Source organism: Flavobacterium sp. ALJ2, from assembly GCF_015594725.1.
Classification (GTDB): Bacteria; Bacteroidota; Bacteroidia; order Flavobacteriales; family Flavobacteriaceae; genus Flavobacterium.
In genome coordinates this window covers 23865-45844 of the sequence record NZ_JADNRC010000011.1, presented here as the reverse complement: position 1 = coordinate 45844, position 21980 = coordinate 23865, and the positions used below count along the sequence as shown (strand labels likewise).

Genomic DNA, 21980 nt, shown 5'->3' with positions numbered 1-21980 from the left:
ATAAAAACCAAAGTTTCTTTGGATAGAATATCGATTGATTTTCCTAAAGATATTGTATTAGAAGGATTTTATTTTGAAGATCAAAAAAAAGATACGCTACTTAGCGGAAAACGATTAGAAGTCGATATTGATTTGTTTAAACTTATAGATAGTGAAGTAGAAATAAACTCGATTTCTCTTGAAAATACGACTGCTAATATCTCCAGAAACAAAGACGGAGTTTTTAATTTTGATTATATAATTGCTGCATTTGCTTCCAAAGAGCCAGAGCCAGTAGATCCTAATAGTAAGCCATTTAAAATATCGGTTGTAAAAATTAATTTGAATAAAATCAATCTGAATTTTAAAGATGATTTCTCTAAGAATGATATTCGTGTTAAACTGACTGATTTTCAAACAGAATTTAAGAAATTCGATTTGGATAAAATGGATTTCGATATTCCGAATATTGATTTAAACGGATTGAAATTAGTCTTAAATCAGGATTTGGTTGAGAAAATAGCCGAAGTTTCGGTAAATACAGTAGATACAATTTCTAAAAGGGCAGATTTTAATTTGAAATTAAATAAAATAAAACTGTCCAAGATTGATATTTCATATGATAATAAAGATTCTAAACTTGCTTCGGGGGTTACATTAGATAAATTACAACTGTTAGTTAACAAAGTAGATTTAAACAATCAAATGCTGGATTTTGATGCTTTCGAGTTAAAAAATCTAAAGGGGAATTTACGATTAGGGATAAAAGAAAAACAACTTAAAACTCCAGATTTAGATTCTACAGCAATTCCTCAAGCAGGATGGAAATTAAAATTGAAATCTGCCGATATACAAAATGTTGCTTTTAAATATGATGATATGCAATCGAAACCTGCTAAGAGAGGGATTGATTACGGACATCTAGATTTGGATAATTTTAATTTAAAAGCTGAAAAGCTATATTATGCAAATGATATGATTTCGGGAAGTATAAAATCATTTGGAGTAAATGAAAAAAGTGGACTTAAAATTCAGGAATTTAAAACAGATTTTTTCTATGGGGCTAAAAATGCATATTTAAATAATCTGTATTTAAAAACGCCACAAACTTTATTACAAAAAGAGATAAAAGTAGGTTATCCATCAATTGCAGCCATTACTAAGAATATCGATAATCTTAGTTTAGACGCAAACTTAAGTCAGACAAAAATAGGCTTTAAAGACATATTACTTTTTGTTCCAGATTTACAAAACACCAATCCGTTTAAGAGTAATCCTAATGCTGTTTTGTCTGTAAACGCACGAGTGAGAGGGAAAGTAAAAGATTTAGCAATTCCGCAGTTTGAAATGAGCGGAATAGGATCTACAAAAGTTTCCATTTCGGGAAAAATTACAGGAATGCCAGATGCACAAAAAGCATATTATGATTTGGATATAAAAAACTTTGTGAGCTCATCCAAAGATGTAATTTCTTTTGTGCCAACGGGAACAATCCCCAAAAACATTCAGTTGCCTTCACAATTTAATTTAAAAGGAAAATTTAAAGGATCAGTAAATAACTTTAAAACCAATTTATCATTAAATAGCAGTTTTGGAAATGCCAAAGTTGATGCTTTATTTGATCAACGAATTAAGAAATCGGAGAAATACGATGCGACAATTTCATTTACAGAATTTGATTTAGGCAAATTAATAAAAAATGATTCATTAGGAAAAATTACGCTTAAAGCAAAAGTAAAAGGAAAGGGGCTGGATCCCCAAACTGCACAAGCACATCTGGATGGGATTGTACAAAAAGCAGTATTTAACAAATACACATACAAAGATTTAATTTTAAAAGGAGAGATTGCTAAAGGTGCCTTTGCAATTAAATCTGGAATAAAAGATCCAAATTTGAATTTTGATTTAGTTGCTAGCGGAAGATTTGATGATAAATATCCAGCAGTAAAATTAAAATTAAACCTAGATATTGCAGATCTTGAAAAACTAAATCTTCATGCAGGCCCGATGAAACTTCGTGGTAATATTGATGCGGATATAAGCAATAGCAACCCTGATTTTTTAAACGGAAAGGTTTTTTTGTCCAATATTCAGGTTTTAAAAGAGGGACAACCAATTGTATTGGACTCAATTAAAATTTTGGCTTATGCCGATAAAGAAAAAAACAACATCAAGATACAGTCGCAATTTCTTAAAGCCGAAGTTGATGGGAAGTATAAGTTAACGACATTATCGGCAGCATTAAAAAAATCACTGTCAAAATATATGGATCTCCAGATTCCTAAAACAAAAGGGGATTCAGATGAACAACGAGTAACGTTTAATTTGTCAGTAGATAGTGATCCATTGTTATTTCAACTTGTACCAAAACTTAAAGGATTAGAGCCTATTAAGATTACTGGAAAATATAATAATGTAGTAGATTCATTGGAAGTAAAAGGAACCATTCCGAAAATTATTTATGATACAAATACAATTTCGGATGGCAAAATAAATATAGAAGCAAAAGATAAAGCATTAGAATATCAGGTTTCTGTAGCACCTGTAGAGAGTGGAGATTTTAAAATACCATTTGTTGGCTTGTCAGGTAAAATAGAGAACAATATCTTGGAATATGCATTGCAAATAAAAGATAAAGAAGACAAAGAGCAGTATTTTATTAAAGGAGAATTACTTCATGAAAATGCCAAAAGTACTATCAAATTTGATTCGGATAGTTTTGTATTAAATTACGACAAATGGAATTTGAATTCAGAAAACTGTATTGAATTTGGGGATAAAAGACTTTACATTAATAAGTTTTTTTTAGATAATTCGGGTAATGAACTAAAAATTCAATCTCAAAACGAAGGAAAAAATGCACCATTGCAAATAGACTTTGTCAATTTTAAAATCGAGACTATTTTAAATATGGTCAAAAAAGACGAATTGTTGGCGCAAGGTTTAATAAATGGGTCGGCTTTGATTGAAAATGTAATGACTAAACCAACTTTTACTTCCGATTTAAAAATAGATGATTTTAGTTTTAAAGGAGAACCAGTTGGAGATATTGGTATAAAAGTAGATAATAAAACCAATAATTTGTTAGCAGCTAATGTTACACTAAGTGAGCAAGGAAACGATGTGAGCCTTACTGGGAATTATAAAATCGATGATAGTACTTTTGATTTTGATGTAGCTATCAATCATTTAAATATTAAGAGTATTCAGGGCTTTAGTATGGGGAATCTTAAAGATGGTTCGGGTTACTTATCAGGAAATTTTAAAATTACAGGTAATACAGATGCTCCAAAAGTAAATGGAGAATTAAATTTTAACGATGCAGCTTTTAGAGTTACGAAGTTCAATTCTATTTATGAAATAGCTAATGAAAAAATTAAAATTGAAAATGAAGCAATAGTTTTTGATAATTTCTCTGTTTATGATGAAAATAAGAATGAACTATTTGTAAATGGAAAAATCAATTCTAAAGATTTTAGAAATTATGATTTTGCTTTAACGATAAAAGCAGATCAGTTTAGAGCCATTCATTCTACCGAAGCAGATAATGATTTGTTTTATGGAGATTTATCATTGGATGCAAACCTAAATATAAAGGGGACGTTGGATAATCCTGTTGTCGGAGGAAATATAAAAATTAATGAGGATACAAAATTTACATTTGTTATGCCTCAATCAGATCCGTCTATTGCCGATAGAGAGGGAATTGTAGAGTTTGTAAATGAGGATAATTTATTATTGAAACAAACTGTTGCGATGGAAAGTAAACTTAATCAATCCAAATTAATCGGTATGGATGTAAGCGTTGCTATTTCTATAGACAAAAAGGCAGAACTTACTTTGGTAATCGATAAAGGAAATGGAGATTACTTGAGGTTATTAGGAGAAGCAGATCTTATTGGTGGGATTGATCCTTCAGGAAAAACTACACTTACGGGTAAATATGAATTTAGTGAAGGAGCTTATGAAATGAGTTTTAATATGATAAAACGAAAATTTGATATTCAAAAAGGGAGTTATATCATATGGAACGGAGAGCCTACAATGGCAAATTTAAATTTAACAGCCATATATAAAGTAAATACAGCACCCATAGATTTATTAGGAAATCAGCTAGGGACAATGTCCGCAATAGAAAAAAACACATACAAGCAAAAAATTCCGTTTCAAGCTTTATTAAAGATGAATGGAGAATTGATGAAACCCGAAATTTCATTTGATGTTGTTCTTCCAGATGGTAACTACGATGTTTCATCAAATATTATAACAACTTCTCAAGCAAAATTACAGCAATTGAGACAAGATCCATCAGAATTAAACAAACAGGTTTTCGCACTTTTACTCTTAAACCGATTTGTTGGCGAAAATCCTTTTGCAAGTGAAAGTGGCGGTACAAGTGCCGAATCTATGGCGAGACAAAGTGTGAGTAAAATATTATCTGATCAATTAAATAATCTGGCAGGAGATTTAATAAGCGGAGTACAGTTAGAATTTGATTTAGAATCTACAGATGATTACACTTCGGGGACAAAACAAAACAAAACCGACTTAAATGTGGGGATTTCTAAGAAATTATTAGATGATAGATTAAAAGTAACTATCGGAAGTAGTTTTGGATTAGAAGGGCAAGATAATAATGAACAGGATAGCAATATTGCAGGAGATGTTGCTATAGATTATCAACTTACAAAAGACGGGCGATATATGGTTAGAGCCTATCGTAAAAACCAATACCAAGTTGCTGTAGAAGGACAAGTTGTTGAAACTGGAATTGCTTTTGTTATTACAATGAATTACAATAAGTTTAGAGAATTGTTCCATCGCAGTAAGGAAGAAAAAGAGCTAATTAGAAAAGAAAAAATACGCAAAGAAAAAGAGAGCCAAAAAGAGAAAGAGGAAAAAAAGAAAGAAGAATTAGATAATGAACAAGAGCAAAAAACGTAGCGATATGGGAACTAAATATTTTATAATACTTTCCTTATTTTTTGTTTTTGGATGTAGCAATACCAAATATTTACCAAAAGGGGAATTACTGTATACTGGAGCTTCAGTAAAAATTGAGGATTCTATTCTTAAAAAGAAAGAAAAAATAGCACTGCAAAATGAGCTACAAAGTTTGTTACGTCCCTTGTCCAATAAACAATTTTTAGGATTGCGTATTAAATTATGGATATACAATATAGCAGGAGAGCCTAAGAAAAAGAAAGGAACAAGATATTGGTTAAGAAATAAAGTTGGAGAAGCTCCAGTGCTTTATAGTAAAGTCGATTTAGATTATAACACAGCGGTCTTGAGAAATTATGTTGAAAATAAAGGTTTCTTTAAAGTGAGAGTTAGTGCTGATTCTACTGCAAAAGATAAAAGAGCAACAGCAGAATATACTGTTTTGCCTAAAAAACAGTATAAAATAAAGAGTGTTACATTTCCAGAAGATTCCTCGGCTATAGCCAAAACAATAGCCAAAACAACACGTAGGTCATTGCTAAAAGTAGGGAAGCCGTATGATTTAGATGTTATAAAATCAGAGAGAGAACGTATCGATTCGCGATTGAAAGAAAAAGGATTTTATTATTTTAATCCAGATTATATCTTGGCACAAGTCGATAGTACTAAAGGAGATTATGAGGTAAGTTTAAAATTAAAAATAAAAGATGAAACGCCAGCAAAAGCTAAAGTAGCTTATACAATTAATGATATAGTTGTATATCCTAATTTTTCTATTTTAAAGGATAGCGTAGCTTATAAAAAAGAAGATATCGTAAAGTATAAAGATTTCACGATCATAGATTCGACAAATACATTTAGACCAAGAGTATTCGATAGAGCGTTGTATTTTAAGAAAGGAGATTTTTATAATCGATCCGATCACAATCTTTCTTTGAATCGTTTTGTGAATTTAGGAACATTTAATTTTGTAAAAAATGAATTTAAAGAATCTGATAGTATAAAAAATGCTTTAGATGCCTATTATTACCTAACCTTACTGCCAAAGAAATTTATTAGAGTTGAGGTTTTAGGAAAAACCAATTCGGCTAGTTATTCGGGTACAGAGATCAATGCAAACTGGAACAACAGGAACTTACTTAGAGGAGCAGAATTGTTTACATTATCAGTATTTGGAGGAGCTGATTTTCAGATTTCGGGACAAAATAAAGGGAACAATATATATAAAGTAGGAGGGGAAGCCAGTTTAACCTGGCCAAGATTAATTACGCCATTTAATTTTCAGGGTTCTAGTGAGTTTGTTCCAAAAACGAAAGCAAGTTTAGGGTATGAATATCAAAACCGAATTAATCTTTATGCCTTAAATTCATTTAGAGGATCTTTTGGATATTTATGGAAAGAAAATGTTCGAAAAGAACATCAATTGGATATCATAGAGGTTAATTATGTAAGTCCAAATCATGTGACGCCTTATTATTTGGAACAGGTAGCGAAAGACGAATCATTATCTAAAGTGTTAGAAAAACAATTGATTTTTGGCCCTACGTATTCGTATACTTACACCAATACGATGCAAAAGAGAAAAAAGAATACATTCTATTTTAATGGCGAACTTGATTTAGCAGGTAATATAACAGGCTTGGCTACAAAAGCAAATATCAAGAAAAATGATACCATAAAATTATTTGATGTTCCTTTTAGTCAATATGTAAAATTAAAAACGGATTTCAGACATTATCTTAAACTAGGAAAAGAAAGCCAATTAGCAAGCCGACTTATTCTAGGTATAGGCTTGCCGTATGGTAATTCTTCTTCTTTGCCTTCGATTAAGCAATTTGTTGTAGGAGGAACCAATAGTATTCGTGCTTTTAGAGCCCGATCAATTGGTCCGGGTAGTTTTGTAAGTCCAGATACAAACAGCACGTTTTTGCCAGATCAATCAGGAGATTTAAAACTAGAATTTAATACAGAGTACAGAGCTAAACTTTTTAGTATAGTACAAGGAGCGATATTTCTAGATGCTGGAAATGTTTGGCTGCTCAATAATGACACTAATAAACCCGGAGCAAAAATCAGTAAAAACTTTATGAAAGAAATTGCTGTTGGTGCAGGAGCAGGATTACGTTTCGATTTATCATTCTTAATATTAAGAACCGACGTTGCGTTTCCGCTAAGAATACCCTATTTACCAGAAGGACAACGATGGGTAATAGATGATATTAATTTTGGAAGTGGTTCTTGGAGAAAAGACAATCTGGTACTTAATATCGCAATTGGGTATCCCTTTTAGAATGATCCAATACAAAATTAGAGTAGTTAAGAATGTAGTTTTGTTGCCATACTTGGGTTAAAACAACATCGTGCTGTTAATGTCAACACCTTTAAGTAATTGGACATTAGTTTTTAATAAATTAGATAAAAGCAATTTCTTAGACTTATCCTTATTGCCGCTTATATCTCTGATAATTCTGTAAATATATCGTTTAGTGATATACTTAATTTTTCTACGAGTTTTCATAAATAAGGGATTTATAATTTGTTATCTAAAGTTACAAAAAATAACTTTTGCATTCATCAAGTTGTGCTAATAAATTTGTGTTTTTGAACTATTCTGTAATTAATCAAAATAAAAAGATTTCATTTATCGATGTTAGATTTATTTAACGCTGTTAAAAATTTATAATTCAATTAACAATTGAGAATTTATTAATGGTTAATTTTGTAAAAAAGATTAATCCAAATGAATAACAACATCCCTATCTCCTTACTGGAATTAGCATTTATAACAGAAGGCAGCAATGCAACAGCAACTTTTCAAAAAACAAAAGAACTCGCTCAACTCGCAGACAATTTAGGTTATAATAGATTTTGGCTGGCAGAACATCATAATATGGCACATGTAGCCAGTACAGCAACAGTAGTTTTAATAGGTTATATAGCAAGCCAGACGCAAAATATTCGTGTGGGTTCGGGAGGAATAATGCTTCCTAATCATTCACCACTTATTATCGCAGAACAATTTGGAACACTTGAAACACTTTATCCAAACCGAATTGATTTAGGTTTGGGCAGAGCACCAGGAACAGATTCTTTAACTGCACAAGCTATTCGAGAAGATTTTTACGAGCAGTCGCAAAGATTCCCTAAAAATGTGCAGGCAATTCATGATTATTTTTCTCCAGATAATGCTTCTGCAAAAGTACGTGCTTTCCCAGCAGAAGGGACAAATGTACCCATTTGGATATTAGGCTCTAGTATGGATAGCGCTGCATTAGCTGCGGCAAAAGGATTGCCATATGCATTTGCGGGACATTTTGCGCCAAGAATGATGTTGCAGGCATTTGAGTTTTATAGAGAAAACTTTATTCCTTCAAAATATTTGAGTAGTCCAAAAACAATGGCATGCGTAAATGCTATTGGAGCAGATACAAATGAAGAAGCCGAAGTTTTATCGACTACTTTATATCAAATGTTCTTAGGATTAATACGCAATAACAGAAAACCAATGCAGCCACCATTGCCATCCTTGGAAGGATTGATGAGTGAAGAAGAAAAATTTCATGTAGATCAAATGACAGCTTGTACCTTTACAGGAAGCAAAGAGAAGTTAGAAAAAGACTTAAAACAATTTATAAACTACTCACGTATAGATGAATTGATGGTTACAAGTCCGATTTTTGATCATCAGGATAAAATGAAAAGTTTGAAGATTCTTAAAGAAGTTATCGATAACATAAATAAAGTGTAGTGATGTTTTCTAAAAAAAACACTAAATTGGCAACATAATAGTCATCATTAAAATATCATTATGTTGAGAAAAATCTTAATTGGAATTGTAATTATTGCCGGAATCGTTCTTGCATTTAAGCATTGTGAATTCAAAAAAGACGAAACATCGAGTTTAGATTACAATACCAATTTAATACAGCAACAAATTGTAAACGTAGGGAAGCTAATAGTTACCGAAGGACATTTCTCGGAAGTAGTGACCTACAAAAACTCAAACAAGTACTTACTAGATATGATTTCTTTTGAAAAGAAAGCATTGGTTGTAGTGAATGCAAATGTTACAGTGGCATACGACTTACATAAAATGAAGTATGAAATTGATGAAAAAAATAAGGTTATAAAAATAGTATCAATTCCAAAAGAGGAAATTACTATCAATCCAGACATTCAATATTATAATGTTGAGCAAAGTCAATTAAACGCATTTACAGGAGATGATTATAATAAAATAAACAAATCAGTTAAGGCGAATTTAGCTAAGAAAATAGAAAAATCATCGTTAAAAACAAATGCACAAAACCGACTGATTAGTGAGTTATCTAAAATTCTAATCCTTACAAATTCAATGGGATGGAAACTACAATACGATGGTAAAACAATTCAAAACGAAACTGAGCTTAGCAACGATTTGAAATTGTAGGAATGGGAACAAAGGTTTAAAGATGCAAAGACACTTTCTTTCATGTCTTTCTCTTATTCTAGTTATGCTGAGCGGTGTCGAAGCATCGCATTGTTTGCGTCCTTCGACTCTGCTCAGGGAGAAAGTATTGTGAAAATATATTATGATTTTGTTATGCTGAACAGAGTCGAAATATTTTTAAGTAGTCTTAGCACTTTTCCTTATCAAAAATCAAATCTAAACCTCCAGAAATTAAATGGGCAACTTCAGGTCTTCTTGTTTTTAAGCTTTCAAGATGAGCCAATACTTCTTGTAGTAATTGAGGTTGATTGCCATTTTTTAAAAGTTCTGTGATTTCTATAGATAATAGCCAGTCATTAGTATGATTTGCTTTAATTTTTTTGAATACAGAAGTTAGTAATGTTTCATGAGAATTAGTTTCTCTTATAGTTCTAACCTGTTGGTATAACTCTTCTAGCTCATCACGTTCTTTAGAATGTTTGGCTTTGATGGTTTTTGTTTTTGGAACTGAATTAATCAGATCAAAACTGTTTACATCGGCTGGTCCCGAAAAAGCAGAAACTACTTTCTTACCAATTGCCATATCATAATTACCCCATTCAGGTTTAAATAAGATAGTGTCTCCGTGAGTTACAGTACAATTTTTAAAGCTAATTAAAATTATCTCACCATGTAAGTTTCTTGAGCCAGTAATGATTTCTCCTTGTACAATGATTCCTCCTTCAAATTCTAATTTTATATTCTCGTTTTCGACTATTTTATAGGCATTTAAATCCATCGGACTCATGTCTTCGATGGCTAGGTTAAACCCTTTTAGTTTTCCGATAGGACTGCCAAAACCTTCAGGATGAGTTAGGGTTCCATGTCCAACTAATTCTTTTTCACGGTAGGATAATGCGGTTTTTCCTGTTGTTTGTATGTAAACAGGTTTACCCCCTGCTTCAATAACATTGGTAAAAACACCCGAAATTTGTAATCCAGTACTTAGTTCGATAGTTCCTAAAGCATTTGAATTTATTAATTTTCGGATACCTGAAATTCCGCCAGTTCGTAATGCCATTTTATTAGCAAATTCCTCTAGAATTAGATTTAAATGCGCAAAAGTAGGTGTAACATATAGTTGAGGTTGTAATTTTGTAATATCAAAACTCTGATTGGCTGCCGAGATATCGTAAGGAATTTTGGTAACATTATCAGTCATGCACCAAGCGCTTTCGCCGATTGATGATAATAAACCAGCCCCATAAATTTTAGGGTCCTCAATAGTTCCAATTAAACCATATTCAACTGTCCACCAATGTAAATTTCTTATTTGTGCCATTTCTGACAACTCTCCCATATTATTTTGTAAATCCTCAACGGCTTTCTCAGCTTGATCAATATCCGCTTGAGGTGTTCCCTCGGCTTCTTTTAAGATCGAAAGTAATCGAATTGCTTCATACATTTGGTAATCTTTGTGTGAAGAAATTGCTTTGCAACCAATTTCACCAAAGCGACGTAAGTATTCGGCATATTCAGGATTAGCAATAATAGGGGCATGGCCAGCGCCTTCGTGAATAATATCGGGTGCAGGTGTATATTCAATATGTTCCAGCTGACGAATGTCAGAAGCGATTACTAATACGTTATAAGCCTGAAACTCCATAAAAGCATTCGGTGGAATAAAACCATCAACAGCTACAGCTGCCCAACCAATTTCGGTTAAGATTCGGTTCATTCCATACATACTCGGAATGTTATTAATTTCGATTCCAGTTTTTTTCAATCCATCTAGATACGAATGATGCGCTACTTTAGATAAATAGTCAACATTTTTGCGCATTACATATCTCCAAACCGCTTGATTAATTGGAGTATAATCACTATAATCTTGGGGTTTAATAAATTGCTTTAAATGATTAGGCAATCTATCTAATAATGGATTTGTTTCAATAATTGGGTTCATTTCGAAATCGTTGTAGTTCTACTGCGAAATTACGAATTTATAGCACTGTTTTTAGTTTTTTATTGAGTTATTTTTTGTAAATCTCTAAAATATTCAATTTTATGCATGAATATAGACGCCATATTTACAGCTCGCATCTTAGCTTCTTCAGCAAGATTACCTATAAAAAGGCTATCTACTGTTTTTGTGAAAATTTCAATCCATCTGTTAAAATGGGATTGGTCAAATGTTTTTGGTGTGCTGTCGTAACATTTTTATTATGGATTTACCATAATCAAATCTTAACCAAATTACTTTTTTGTTCGAATGCGTCCCTAAAGTAATTTTAAAAGTGAAGGATTAAACTCAGTCTTCGAATTTTGAACACCTGCAAAGATCTAAAATGCTAATTTACCGACAAAATGACAGGCTTGCAGGTTGTGTATTTAATAAAACTTTCAGATATTAGCTCGTAAGGTAATAGTTACTAAAAAATTGAAAACATGGAAGAAGGAGGAAATATAATACGTAACATATTCGGACAATCGATTAAGGTGGCAGAGTCTATTACAATAAGTGCCACTAAAGAAGGCTTGAGCTTTAAATCCCCAAAAGAGATTATCTTTTATGGAAAAAAGGGAGGTACGAAGTATGGGTATTATACCCCGCCAGAAATCGAAAGCCCTAATCATAGAATACACCCTAAAATTTCAGAAGTTCAATTTCTTGACGAAAATGATAGGGTAATACAACAGCAAAATTTGACTGCTTTTGGTAATATAAAAGCATCTGATATACTTTATGGTCAAAAAGTAAAAATAAAAATAACAACTCGATATCTCATAGACGGCACCAAAATATCTTTTAAACTATTTGCTTTTACCAAAAGTGCCAATCAAGATTTTCCTAATGCCGAAAAACTTGATTGGACACTAGAAGTGAAAGATAACCAATGCGAAACCAATTTATTTTATCTAAATCCGTTTTGGTATAGTGAAGATTTTGAATACTATGATTACACAGTACACCAAACCAAAATACTATCCAAAGATTTAAACGAGTATCATATAGAGGGAGAATTTAATGGATTTAAGTTTTTGTTACCCGAAATTAAAAACAGATTAAAACCAGTAGCTTCCTATTTGCGAAACTATGAAGAGTTGGTAGGTATGTTTCATACCGATAATTCAGGCAATAAAGATTTAATTGAGAACTACGATTACAAGTTCGCAGCACTCAATGAAGAGATAGAAGATATACTAACCAATTTTTCTGCTTTTTTGCACACGCCACAAAACCTGACCATAGACCAAATAAAAGCTAGAGTAGAACAGGATGCAAAATGCCTTTGGGATGCCGCTATAAAACAAGTTCAGACAGGCAACCTAGATGACCGACCATTATACTGGGCACGTAACAAAATGCAAGTACGCCTAAAACGCCATCCTGTTTTTGAAAAAGACATTGATTTTGAAAAAAGCATGGTCAAGAAAGGAACAGAGCTAGACAAAATTATTCAACTTTTTGAAGAGAAGAGCAGAAATTATACTGGTATAGATTTTAGTAAGGCGGGTGATAAGAAAAAAGTTTTAATTACAGGATTTGACCCTTTTATTTTAAATGAGTTTGATAATAAAGATATTGAAGATTATTCGCCCAATATTAAACAATCTAATCCGTCGGGGGTTGTAGCATTGGCTTTAGCCAATGACCTTAGTCTAGGTGCTTATATACAAACTATGGTTGTTCCTGTTCGTTATACTGATTTTGATGGTAGTCAAGAGTATAATAAAGGACAAGGCGAAGGAATTATTGAAAAATATATAAAACCTTTAATAGATGAAGTGGATATGATAATTACAATTAGCCAAGCTGGAGAAGGAGATTATCATATAGATGTATTTGCTACTAGCACAAGAGAAGGCTTTAATGATAATCAAGATTTTACAAGAATTGACGGAAGTAAATCTGTAAGTGAAGTAGCTTCCGAAACTATTAAAACAACTTTACCTCAATCTTTTATCCAAGGAAATTCACTAGCTATTTTTTATGGAAATTATGAGCAAAAAAACGGAGAAAAAGGTATTGCAATTTTAGAAAATTATCCGAGAGAGAAAGTTTATTCAGGACCTGGAGGTAATTATTTATCTAACGAAATATTTTACAGAGTAGCAAAGTTAAGAAGTAAAATGAGACCTACATTAAAAACAGGACATTTTCATATTTCAAAAGTACAAAAAGGAGGAACAGATTTAAAATCTGATAACATGTTAAAAGTATTAGCTATTGTTAAACAAACATTAATTGAAGGAATCAAAGGAATTTAGTTATGAAATATATATATGTTTATTTATTTACTTACTTATTTGCTCAATCATGTAATGCTCAAAAAGATATTATAAAATATGATATGTATAGCTATAATTTGATTGCATTTATGGATAAAATAAATGTAACTAAAATAAACAATGAATTTCTAAAAATAAATAACATTCATTTTGTTAAAGTTCGTAGATATTCTGATATACCAAGACCTACATATTTAGAGTTTTATCAAAAAAAAGACACTATGACTTTAATCCTTGTTTATAGGAATACTGGAAATTTAATCTTTGAAAATTTAAAATTTAAAAAAGGAAAGTACAAGTTAATTATAAACCCTGATGGCTTAAATAGAGTTAAGTTAAAAAATGAGTATAAAGTAAATGATGAAATTTATTTTGAAAATTTATTTGATATAGAGATAAGGAAAAGAAAAGACTGTAAATTAAATGAAGTGCTTTTTTATAAAATCAATTTAAAGGACACAATAAATGTCAAATTTGAACAGATAAAATAATTGAAAAGAAAGTGAATTAATCTAGCTTTTTGAAGAAAAAAGTTTTGATCCGTTTATTCTCAATGATGATCCAAAAATGCCTAAAAAGATTAGATTTGGAAACCCTTTGTAAAGTAACCCAAGTGGTGTAAATGCCTTGTCTTTACATGGTAAAACAGTTGGGGATTATTTTATACAAACTCTTATTTGTCCAGTATGCTATGCCGATTTTGACGAATTTAAAGACGGGAAAGGGATAATAGAAGCCTTTGTACAACCATTTATTAACGAATTAGATATGATAATTACGGTTAGTTAAGGAGATGTGTTTCGATTTGATGTAGATAGATTCGCTTGTAAAAACCGTGGAGGGTTTATGGATAATATGCTTTGGGGAAATCAAAAAGCTAAATACAATAGTGAAAAATTTAAGCAATTTACCGATGGGAAAGAGCTTTACGAAACTACTTTACTTTATACTAAAATGGTTCCTATACAAAATAATCCATCAGACACTTTTTGGACTTATTTTAATCAGACTTTTGAAGCAAACGGCAAAAAATATGAGAATGATAAAATAGAAGGGAATGAATTGGTCTATAATTTGAGTGATAGACAATCTTTAAAATCTGTTTCTGGTTCAGGAGGTGATTATCTATCCAATGAAATATTTTATCGAGTTGCTAAATTAAGACAAGAACAAAGACCAAACTTGACAACAGGACATTTACATATTCTACTTACACAAACAACTCAGGATAACAAATTTTTTTATATCGAATATGAATATAGAAATGCAGACAAATTAACCACAGATATAAACCCTGTAATTAAAGATGTAATAACTAATATTAATAACTTAATTATAAAAATATGAAAAAACTAATTCTTATTATTTTCATTCTATTCATAAATAATGTAGTTAGGGCACAACCCACACCTGAAATGATTGATATAATGTATGGAAGTAAAATTGAATTTGAAACAATTATTTACAATGATTCTACCTTAGTTATTAAAGATTGGTTAATAAATAAAGATAAAAACATTAATAGTTTATACATTTTGGAAAAGACTAAAAATAAAGAAAATCTTTTTAATATTTTTTCAATAAAAAAACAGAGATAGATAATACCTACAAATATTTATATTTTATTTACGGAGATGATTTAATGACTGTGAAAGTTTTAAAAAATAAAGCTAGCTTAAAGATAAAAATTAAAAGAATAAATTTCAAAAAAGGAACATACATTTTAGATTTTGAAGAATTATTTAAACAATATGGCGAGAAAGATAAAATTGAAATAAATGAGTTTCCTTTTGACTACGAAAAATAAAAATATTAAAGCTCTTTTAGAGGGAATTATCTATCAAATGAAATATTTTATAGAGTTGCTAAAATGAGAAATGAATTACGACCTAAATTGTTTACTGGTCATTTTCATATTTCAAAAATTCAAGGTAAAGGGCTAGATTTAAATCCAATTGAAATAAAGACAGTAGTGAATGTTGTTAAACAAACCTTGTTAGAAGGAATAAAAGGGATACAATTATGAAAAAGTTTATTTATATATTTATCTATATATTCTTGTAAGGCGCAAGTAATAGAACTTGATATAAAAAAACAAGATATAATTGTTTTAAATTTTACAAATGGCGAAATAAAATTAATCGTTAGGAATAATATTTACTCTAAAAGTAGTGTAATAGTTACTTCTTGGCTTTGGGCTCCAGAAGACATGGGGCGTGGCTATTTTGAAAAGAATATTAAGTTTATACAAAATAAAGACACAATGAATATAAACTATTTTGGTCAGGGGGAAAATTTGTATTTAAAAAGGGTACCATTCAAAAAAGGGAATTATGAGTTAAGCTTTAAAATACCAAAAGAAAAAATTTCAGGAAAAAAAATAAAAACGCCAAAAGAAGTACAAGATATTTTATTTAGGAACGCATATGTATCTCCAAAAAAACCAGTTTTTCAAGATGTTTATTTTAGAGACTTAGAATTTTACGAGATCGACTTAAAAGATACACGAAATGTGAAATTGGAGAGAGTTGAATGAAAATTGATAATAAAAAGACAAATACCGAAAATGAATCACAACCTAAACTAAATTGGCGATATAAATAGTATTGGATAATTTGAGTTTAATCTGTTTTATTGATTCGCAGAATCTCTAAAATATTCAATTTTATGCATGAATATAGACGCCATATTTACAGCTCGCATCTTAGCTTCTTCAGCAAGATTACCTATAAAAAGGCTATCTACTGTTTTTGTGAAAATTTCAATCCATCTGTTAAAATGGGATTGGTCTACAGGTAAATGTTTGTGTGGCGGGAATGGACTTCCAGAATAGGTATGTTGTTCTAATAGAATAGTTTGCCAGAATTTATACATTGTTTCTAAATGTTCAGGCCATCTTCCTTGAATTTTTTCATTAAAAATGGGACCAATGATGTCGTCTTTTTGAACTTTGGCATAAAAAGTATTGACTAATAATTGTATGTCCTCGATTGTTGTTATATCTAAAATTATCATGTTGTATGTAATAAAAATTATTATGTAAAAATAAGATATAAATGAGGATTCGTCTTATGAACTTAGTTAAATGAATGTAAAAAAGGTCTTAAATGAAATAATATATAAGGCAAGAGTTGAATTTATAGTTTTTTTTGTTTTTTATGTAGATTTAAGTAAGTCGAAAGTTTAAAAGCCCGAAAGCCAAAAGGATTAGCGTCAATTAAAATAACTAAAAAATAATATAATGTTCAGGCTATTATTTAGTCTGAATTTCAATCATGTTAGGGCTAATCCTGACTATATTTTTATCCAATAAGCTGCGCATATAAATCCTGATTTTCATTGAGGTATTGAAACTCAAATCCCTTGTTTGCCATATTGGTTTTAATATTTATTATATCCTTTTTGTTCTTTAGTTCCAATCCTACTACTACGGAACCAAACTCTCTGCTGTTTTTCTTCGCAAATTGAAAATAAGTAATATCGTCATTCGGGCCTAATATATCATTTACAAATTCTTTAAGCGCGCCTGGACGTTGTGGAAACTGAATCATGAAATAATGCATTAATCCTTCGTAAAGTAGGGAACGCTCTTTTATTTCGGCAGTTCGCTCGATATCATTGTTGCTTCCGCTTACTACACAAACCACTGTTTTGCCTTTTATTTTGTCTTTGTAAAAATCTAATGCAGCTATAGTTAATGCTCCTGCGGGCTCTACAACCATGGCTTCTTCATTATACAATCGTAAAATAGTTGTACAAACTTTGCCTTCGGGAACAAGAATAATATCATCTAAGTTCTTGAGACATATGTCAAAAGTTATATTGCCAACTTGTTTTACAGCTGCACCGTCTACAAATTTATCGATAGTTTTTAAAGGGGTGTTTTTGCCATCAATAATAGACGTTTTCATTGATGGAGCTCCTTTTGGCTCTATACCAATGATTTTAGTTTCAGGGCTTAGGTGTTTAAAGACTTCTGAAAGCCCCGATGCAAGTCCGCCACCACCGATGGGAACAAACACATAATCTATAGGCTCTTTATAAGATTCTAGAATTTCTAATCCTACAGTACCTTGTCCTGCAATAACTTTTAAATCATCAAAAGGATGGATAAAGATTCTATTGCTTTTTAGAGCATCTTCAGTTGCAGAAGCATAAGCATCATCAAAAGTATCTCCTGTGAGGACGATTTCTACAAATGATTTTCCAAATAATTGTACTTGTTTTACTTTTTGTTTTGGAGTAGTTTTAGGCATATAAATTTTGCCTTTTATTTGTAGTAAATTACAAGAATAAGCTACGCCTTGAGCATGATTTCCTGCGCTAGCACAAACAATACCTTTTGTTTTTTCGGTAGTATTTAGAGAGTAAATTTTATTGTATGCACCTCTAATTTTATAGGAACGTACAATTTGTAAATCTTCTCTTTTTAATAAGATAGTTGCTTTAAATTCGTCTGAAAGATTCAGGTTTTGTGTTAGTGGAGTAGCAGCAACTACATTGCTTAGCTGTTCTTTAGCTGTTATTACTTCGTTAAATAAAGTCATATATTTTGGTTGTTTTTTAAAATAAAAAACCTCCCGATTTGGGAGGTTCTAATAAATTGTATTTTGTTTACTTATTTATATAACACCTCGCCATTATTGTAGAATTACAATAATGCTAATAATAGCGATTATAATGTTATTTAAGTTTGTCATTGTTTGTTATTTGAAAAAACAAATGTATTAATTATTTAATAAGAACAATAAAAAAGATTATTTTTTTGCAATTGTAGGAGGATACTGTGCTAGTATTTTGCTCACAAAGTCAGCAACTATTTGGTCTTTTTTGTCAGCTCCTTGGTTTGTTAAATAACCAATTCCTTCCCCTTGCCAAATCATTTCTTTTTTATTAGCGTCGATAAAATCGATGTATAAAGTTCCTTGAGTAGATGTTGAAACAGAAGTTTGATTTCCCATCATTAGGTATGGATTCCATCCGTAACCCCATCCGTAACCCCATCCAGCACTAAACTGGTTTACGTTTACTTCTTCTCTAGCTTTAGTAAAAATGTTAATTAATAAATCTGGATTGTCACTTTTTGTAAATCCTTTTGCAGCCATTTGTTCGTCGATAGCGCGTAAAATTCTTCTTTTATCTAAATCAGAAATTTCTACTTTATCTATACCAGCTTTAAAATAAGCATATGTTTTATATTTAGTAAAATCAACTGATTTATCGTAATCTGCATGAACAGTAATACTGCTACAAGAGGTTAAGATAAGAAGTAACAGAATCGGTAGAATAAGTAATTTTTTCATGTTTAGATAGTTTAAGGTTATACAGATTTTTATTTAAAATAATCTCTCGTCAACTATATTAGGGATGGTCACTTTTAATAAAGGTTGCGTGTTCATAGCTCTTTTTATTGCAAAAATCGCTTCGTCATTACGTGCCCAACTTCTTCTTGAAATCCCATTGTTAACATCCCAAAAAAGCATTGACGCTAAACGTCTTGATGCTTCTTTAGATCCATCAAGAATCATACCAAAACCACCGTTTATTACCTCGCCCCAGCCTACGCCGCCGCCGTTGTGTATCGATACCCATGTAGCACCTCTAAAACTGTCTCCAATAACATTTTGTATTGCCATATCTGCTGTGTATCTTGATCCATCATAAATATTAGATGTTTCTCTGTATGGAGAATCTGTTCCTGAAACGTCGTGGTGATCACGTCCTAAAACAACTGCTCCAATTTCTCCTTTTGCAATGGCTTGGTTAAATGCTTCTGCAATTTTTATACGACCTTCGGCATCGGCATATAAAATTCGTGCTTGTGATCCTACAACTAATTTATTTTCTTGAGCACCTTTTATCCATTTGATGTTATCCTGCATTTGTTGCTGAATTTCATCGGGTGCTGTTTTTGCCATTTCTTCTAAAACCTGTGAAGCGATAGTATCTGTTTTTTGTAAATCTTCGGGCTTTCCAGAGGTACAAACCCATCTAAACGGACCAAATCCATAATCAAAACACATAGGGCCCATGATGTCCTGAACGTAACTAGGATATTTAAAATCGATATTGTTTTCGGCCATCACTTCGGCACCAGCACGTGAAGCTTCTAGTAAAAATGCATTTCCGTAATCAAAGAAATAGGTTCCTTTGGCAGTATGCTTGTTTATTGCATCAGCGTGTCGGCGTAATGTTTCCTGTACTTTTTCTTTAAATAATTCAGGATTATTTGCCATCATTTCATTGGCAGCTTCAAAGGTGATTCCAACAGGATAATACCCACCAGCCCAAGGATTGTGTAATGAAGTTTGGTCAGAACCTAAGTCAATCTTGATGTTTTCCTTGTCAAATTTCTCCCATACATCAACTACGTTTCCTAAGTATGCGATAGACACTACTTCTTTATTGGCTTTAGCCAAAGAAACTCTTTTTACTAATTCATCAAGGTCTTCTACAATTTCATTGATCCAACCTTGTTCGTGGCGAATTTTAGTGATTTTCGGGTTCACTTCGGCACAAACTGTGATACAACCCGCGATATTTCCAGCTTTAGGTTGTGCACCACTCATTCCGCCCAATCCAGAAGTTACAAATAAGTTTCCTTCAGGATTTAGTTTTATTTTTCTGAAACCATTTAATACCGTAATTGTTGTTCCGTGTACGATCCCTTGTGGTCCTATGTACATATAACTTCCTGCAGTCATTTGTCCATATTGAGAAACTCCGAGCGCATTCATTTTTTCCCAATCATCAGGTTTAGAATAATTCGGGATTACCATTCCGTTAGTCACAACTACACGTGGCGCTTCGGCATGAGAAGGGAAAAGCCCCATTGGATGACCAGAATACATAGTAAGTGTTTGCTCATTTGTCATTTCCGACAAATATTGCATGGTAAGTAAGTATTGTGCCCAGTTTTGAAAAACGGCGCCATTACCACCGTATGTAATTAATTCATGCGGATGTTGTGCTACGGCATAATCCAGATTGTTCTGAATCATTAACATAATTGCTTTTGCCTGCTCTGATTTTCCAGGATATTCACTAATTGGTCTGGCATACATCCTGTAATCTGGACGAAAACGGTACATATAAATACGTCCGTATTGTTCTAATTCATCCGAAAATTCAGTGATTAATTCAGCATGATGTTGCGGTTCAAAATAGCGTAATGCATTTTTTAAAGCTAATTTTTTTTCTTCTGCAGAAAGAATTGCTTTTCGCTTTGGAGCATGATTTATAGCTAAATCATATATTTTTTTTGGAGGTAATATTGATGGGATTCCTTGTTGAATTTGTTCTTGGAAAGTCATTTTTTTTTAGATTTTTTAATTATTAGATTTTTAGATTTCCAGATTATTGGATTTTTCGAACAGTCGAATAATCTAAAATCGAGGGATCATTTTTCAAATTGTTATATTTTCTAATTAATAACTAGGGATACCGAATATCCGACCTGTGATAGGATTTGTGGATGGTAATCCTATATTTTTGTGAACAGATATCCATACTTTTTTATTTAAAGGTTTAAATATTGAAAAAAATAAATTAAAAGAATTATCCTATATTTTAATTAAGGTATTTCCTAATTATCTTATTTTAAAGATTCCGAAATTTAAAGATTTAAAAACTTGTTTCAAAATAATTTTAGATTTCTTATGATTTTAATAATTTAATAACAGCATTATCTGATGTTTTATATCGGTATATTTTTAAAATAATTTTATTTTTTAAGCTCGCCAGTTTTCTTATCATATCCATAAGGACAGTGGCGACAGCCACTTTTGCAGCAATAGCCTCTTTTTAGATGGTGTTTTTCGGTAAAACATTTATATCCTTCGGGTGTATAATAAAAATCTTCGCCTTCGATTAATTTATTTCCCTTATTTTGTTCATTCATAATCCTGAATTTGGCAAAAAGCTATTTTTATCTTTAATTTTAAGTAAATTCGATTGATTATGTTTTTCTTTGTGTAGAAGTAATTTACTAGTACAAATTTATAATTTTTACAGCGAATGTTTTTGATTATTGCTAAATATTTAATTCCGAAAGGATATCGCGGAATGGCTGTGTTTCCATTTGTGTTGATGAAATATCCTTCGGATAAAGAAAATGAGGTTTTTATTAATCATGAAAAAATACATCTACGCCAACAAATAGAATTATTGGTACTGCCTTTTTTTATTTGGTATCTAATTGAATATATGGTGCGTTTATTTCAATATAAAAATGCTAATTTGGCCTATCGTAATATTAGTTTTGAAAGAGAAGCTTATCGAAATGAAGCGAATATAAATTATTTAAGGAGTAGGTCTTTTTTTCGGTTTGTACAGTATTTAAATTATAAATAAAATT

16 protein-coding genes are annotated in these 21980 nt (G+C 31.3%); 10 read left to right on the top strand and 6 right to left on the bottom strand.

Features of this window, described 5'->3' with window-relative positions; translation table 11 throughout:
- Nucleotides 1–18 precede the first annotated feature (18 nt).
- From IUY40_RS13520 to IUY40_RS13505, 4 genes are all read left to right on the top strand, one after another.
- A complete protein-coding gene (locus IUY40_RS13520) occupies nt 19–4923 on the top strand; it encodes a translocation/assembly module TamB domain-containing protein (protein WP_317190921.1) in 4905 nt (1634 codons plus the stop codon).
- A gap of 4 nt (nt 4924–4927) precedes the next feature.
- Nucleotides 4928–7213, top strand: a complete 2286-nt coding sequence (locus tag IUY40_RS13515; protein WP_229335560.1) for a BamA/TamA family outer membrane protein — start codon at nt 4928–4930, stop codon at nt 7211–7213.
- A 450-nt stretch (nt 7214–7663) separates the two neighbouring features.
- Nucleotides 7664–8671: an LLM class flavin-dependent oxidoreductase gene (locus IUY40_RS13510; RefSeq protein ID WP_195737392.1), complete on the top strand. Its 1008-nt coding sequence runs from the start codon at nt 7664–7666 to the stop codon at nt 8669–8671.
- A 60-nt stretch (nt 8672–8731) separates the two neighbouring features.
- Nucleotides 8732–9352: a DUF4230 domain-containing protein gene (locus IUY40_RS13505; RefSeq protein ID WP_195737391.1), complete on the top strand. Its 621-nt coding sequence runs from the start codon at nt 8732–8734 to the stop codon at nt 9350–9352.
- A 187-nt stretch (nt 9353–9539) separates the two neighbouring features.
- Here IUY40_RS13505 and IUY40_RS13500 read toward each other — a convergent pair whose 3' ends face one another.
- On the bottom strand, nt 9540–11297 hold the full coding sequence (locus tag IUY40_RS13500; protein WP_195737390.1) for an aromatic amino acid hydroxylase: 1758 nt from the start codon (nt 11295–11297) through the stop codon (nt 9540–9542).
- A 482-nt stretch (nt 11298–11779) separates the two neighbouring features.
- Here IUY40_RS13500 and IUY40_RS13495 point away from each other — a divergent pair, with 482 nt between their 5' ends.
- From IUY40_RS13495 to IUY40_RS13475, 5 genes are all read left to right on the top strand, one after another.
- Nucleotides 11780–13603, top strand: a complete 1824-nt coding sequence (locus IUY40_RS13495) for a hypothetical protein (protein WP_195737389.1) — start codon at nt 11780–11782, stop codon at nt 13601–13603.
- A gap of 2 nt (nt 13604–13605) precedes the next feature.
- Nucleotides 13606–14115 carry a hypothetical protein gene (locus tag IUY40_RS13490; protein ID WP_195737388.1) on the top strand — a complete coding sequence of 170 codons (510 nt, stop codon included), beginning with the start codon at nt 13606–13608 and terminating at the stop codon, nt 14113–14115.
- Between the two features lie 355 nt (nt 14116–14470).
- Entirely contained in the window at nt 14471–14971 is a 501-nt protein-coding gene (locus IUY40_RS13485) for a hypothetical protein (RefSeq protein WP_195737387.1), read from the top strand.
- Complete coding sequence (locus IUY40_RS13480; RefSeq protein ID WP_195737386.1) at nt 14968–15222, top strand: hypothetical protein; 255 nt, start codon at nt 14968–14970, stop codon at nt 15220–15222. The genes IUY40_RS13485 and IUY40_RS13480 overlap by 4 nt, the downstream gene beginning before the upstream one ends.
- 665 nt (nt 15223–15887) lie before the next feature.
- Nucleotides 15888–16160 carry a hypothetical protein gene (locus IUY40_RS13475; protein WP_195737385.1) on the top strand — a complete coding sequence of 91 codons (273 nt, stop codon included), beginning with the start codon at nt 15888–15890 and terminating at the stop codon, nt 16158–16160.
- Nucleotides 16161–16255: 95 nt separating this feature from the next.
- Here the strand turns inward: IUY40_RS13475 and IUY40_RS13470 are convergent, their stop codons facing one another.
- The 5 genes from IUY40_RS13470 to IUY40_RS13450 all read right to left on the bottom strand — a co-directional run bounded on the left by IUY40_RS13470 (nt 16256) and on the right by IUY40_RS13450 (nt 21524).
- Nucleotides 16256–16639: a group III truncated hemoglobin gene (locus tag IUY40_RS13470; protein ID WP_195737384.1), complete on the bottom strand. Its 384-nt coding sequence runs from the start codon at nt 16637–16639 to the stop codon at nt 16256–16258.
- Nucleotides 16640–16926: 287 nt separating this feature from the next.
- The gene (gene ilvA / locus IUY40_RS13465) at nt 16927–18171 is read right to left on the bottom strand and encodes a threonine ammonia-lyase IlvA (protein WP_195737383.1); all 1245 of its coding nucleotides are present in this window, start codon (nt 18169–18171) and stop codon (nt 16927–16929) included.
- Between the two features lie 210 nt (nt 18172–18381).
- Entirely contained in the window at nt 18382–18927 is a 546-nt protein-coding gene (locus IUY40_RS13460) for a DUF4136 domain-containing protein (RefSeq protein ID WP_195737382.1), read from the bottom strand.
- Between the two features lie 33 nt (nt 18928–18960).
- Nucleotides 18961–20937: a urocanate hydratase gene (locus IUY40_RS13455; RefSeq protein ID WP_195737381.1), complete on the bottom strand. Its 1977-nt coding sequence runs from the start codon at nt 20935–20937 to the stop codon at nt 18961–18963.
- Between the two features lie 410 nt (nt 20938–21347).
- Nucleotides 21348–21524 carry a DUF5522 domain-containing protein gene (locus IUY40_RS13450; protein ID WP_195737380.1) on the bottom strand — a complete coding sequence of 59 codons (177 nt, stop codon included), beginning with the start codon at nt 21522–21524 and terminating at the stop codon, nt 21348–21350.
- Between the two features lie 116 nt (nt 21525–21640).
- Between IUY40_RS13450 and IUY40_RS13445 the strand changes: the two genes are divergently transcribed.
- A complete protein-coding gene (locus IUY40_RS13445) occupies nt 21641–21976 on the top strand; it encodes a hypothetical protein (protein WP_195737379.1) in 336 nt (111 codons plus the stop codon).
- The last annotated feature ends 4 nt before the right edge of the window (nt 21977–21980 follow it).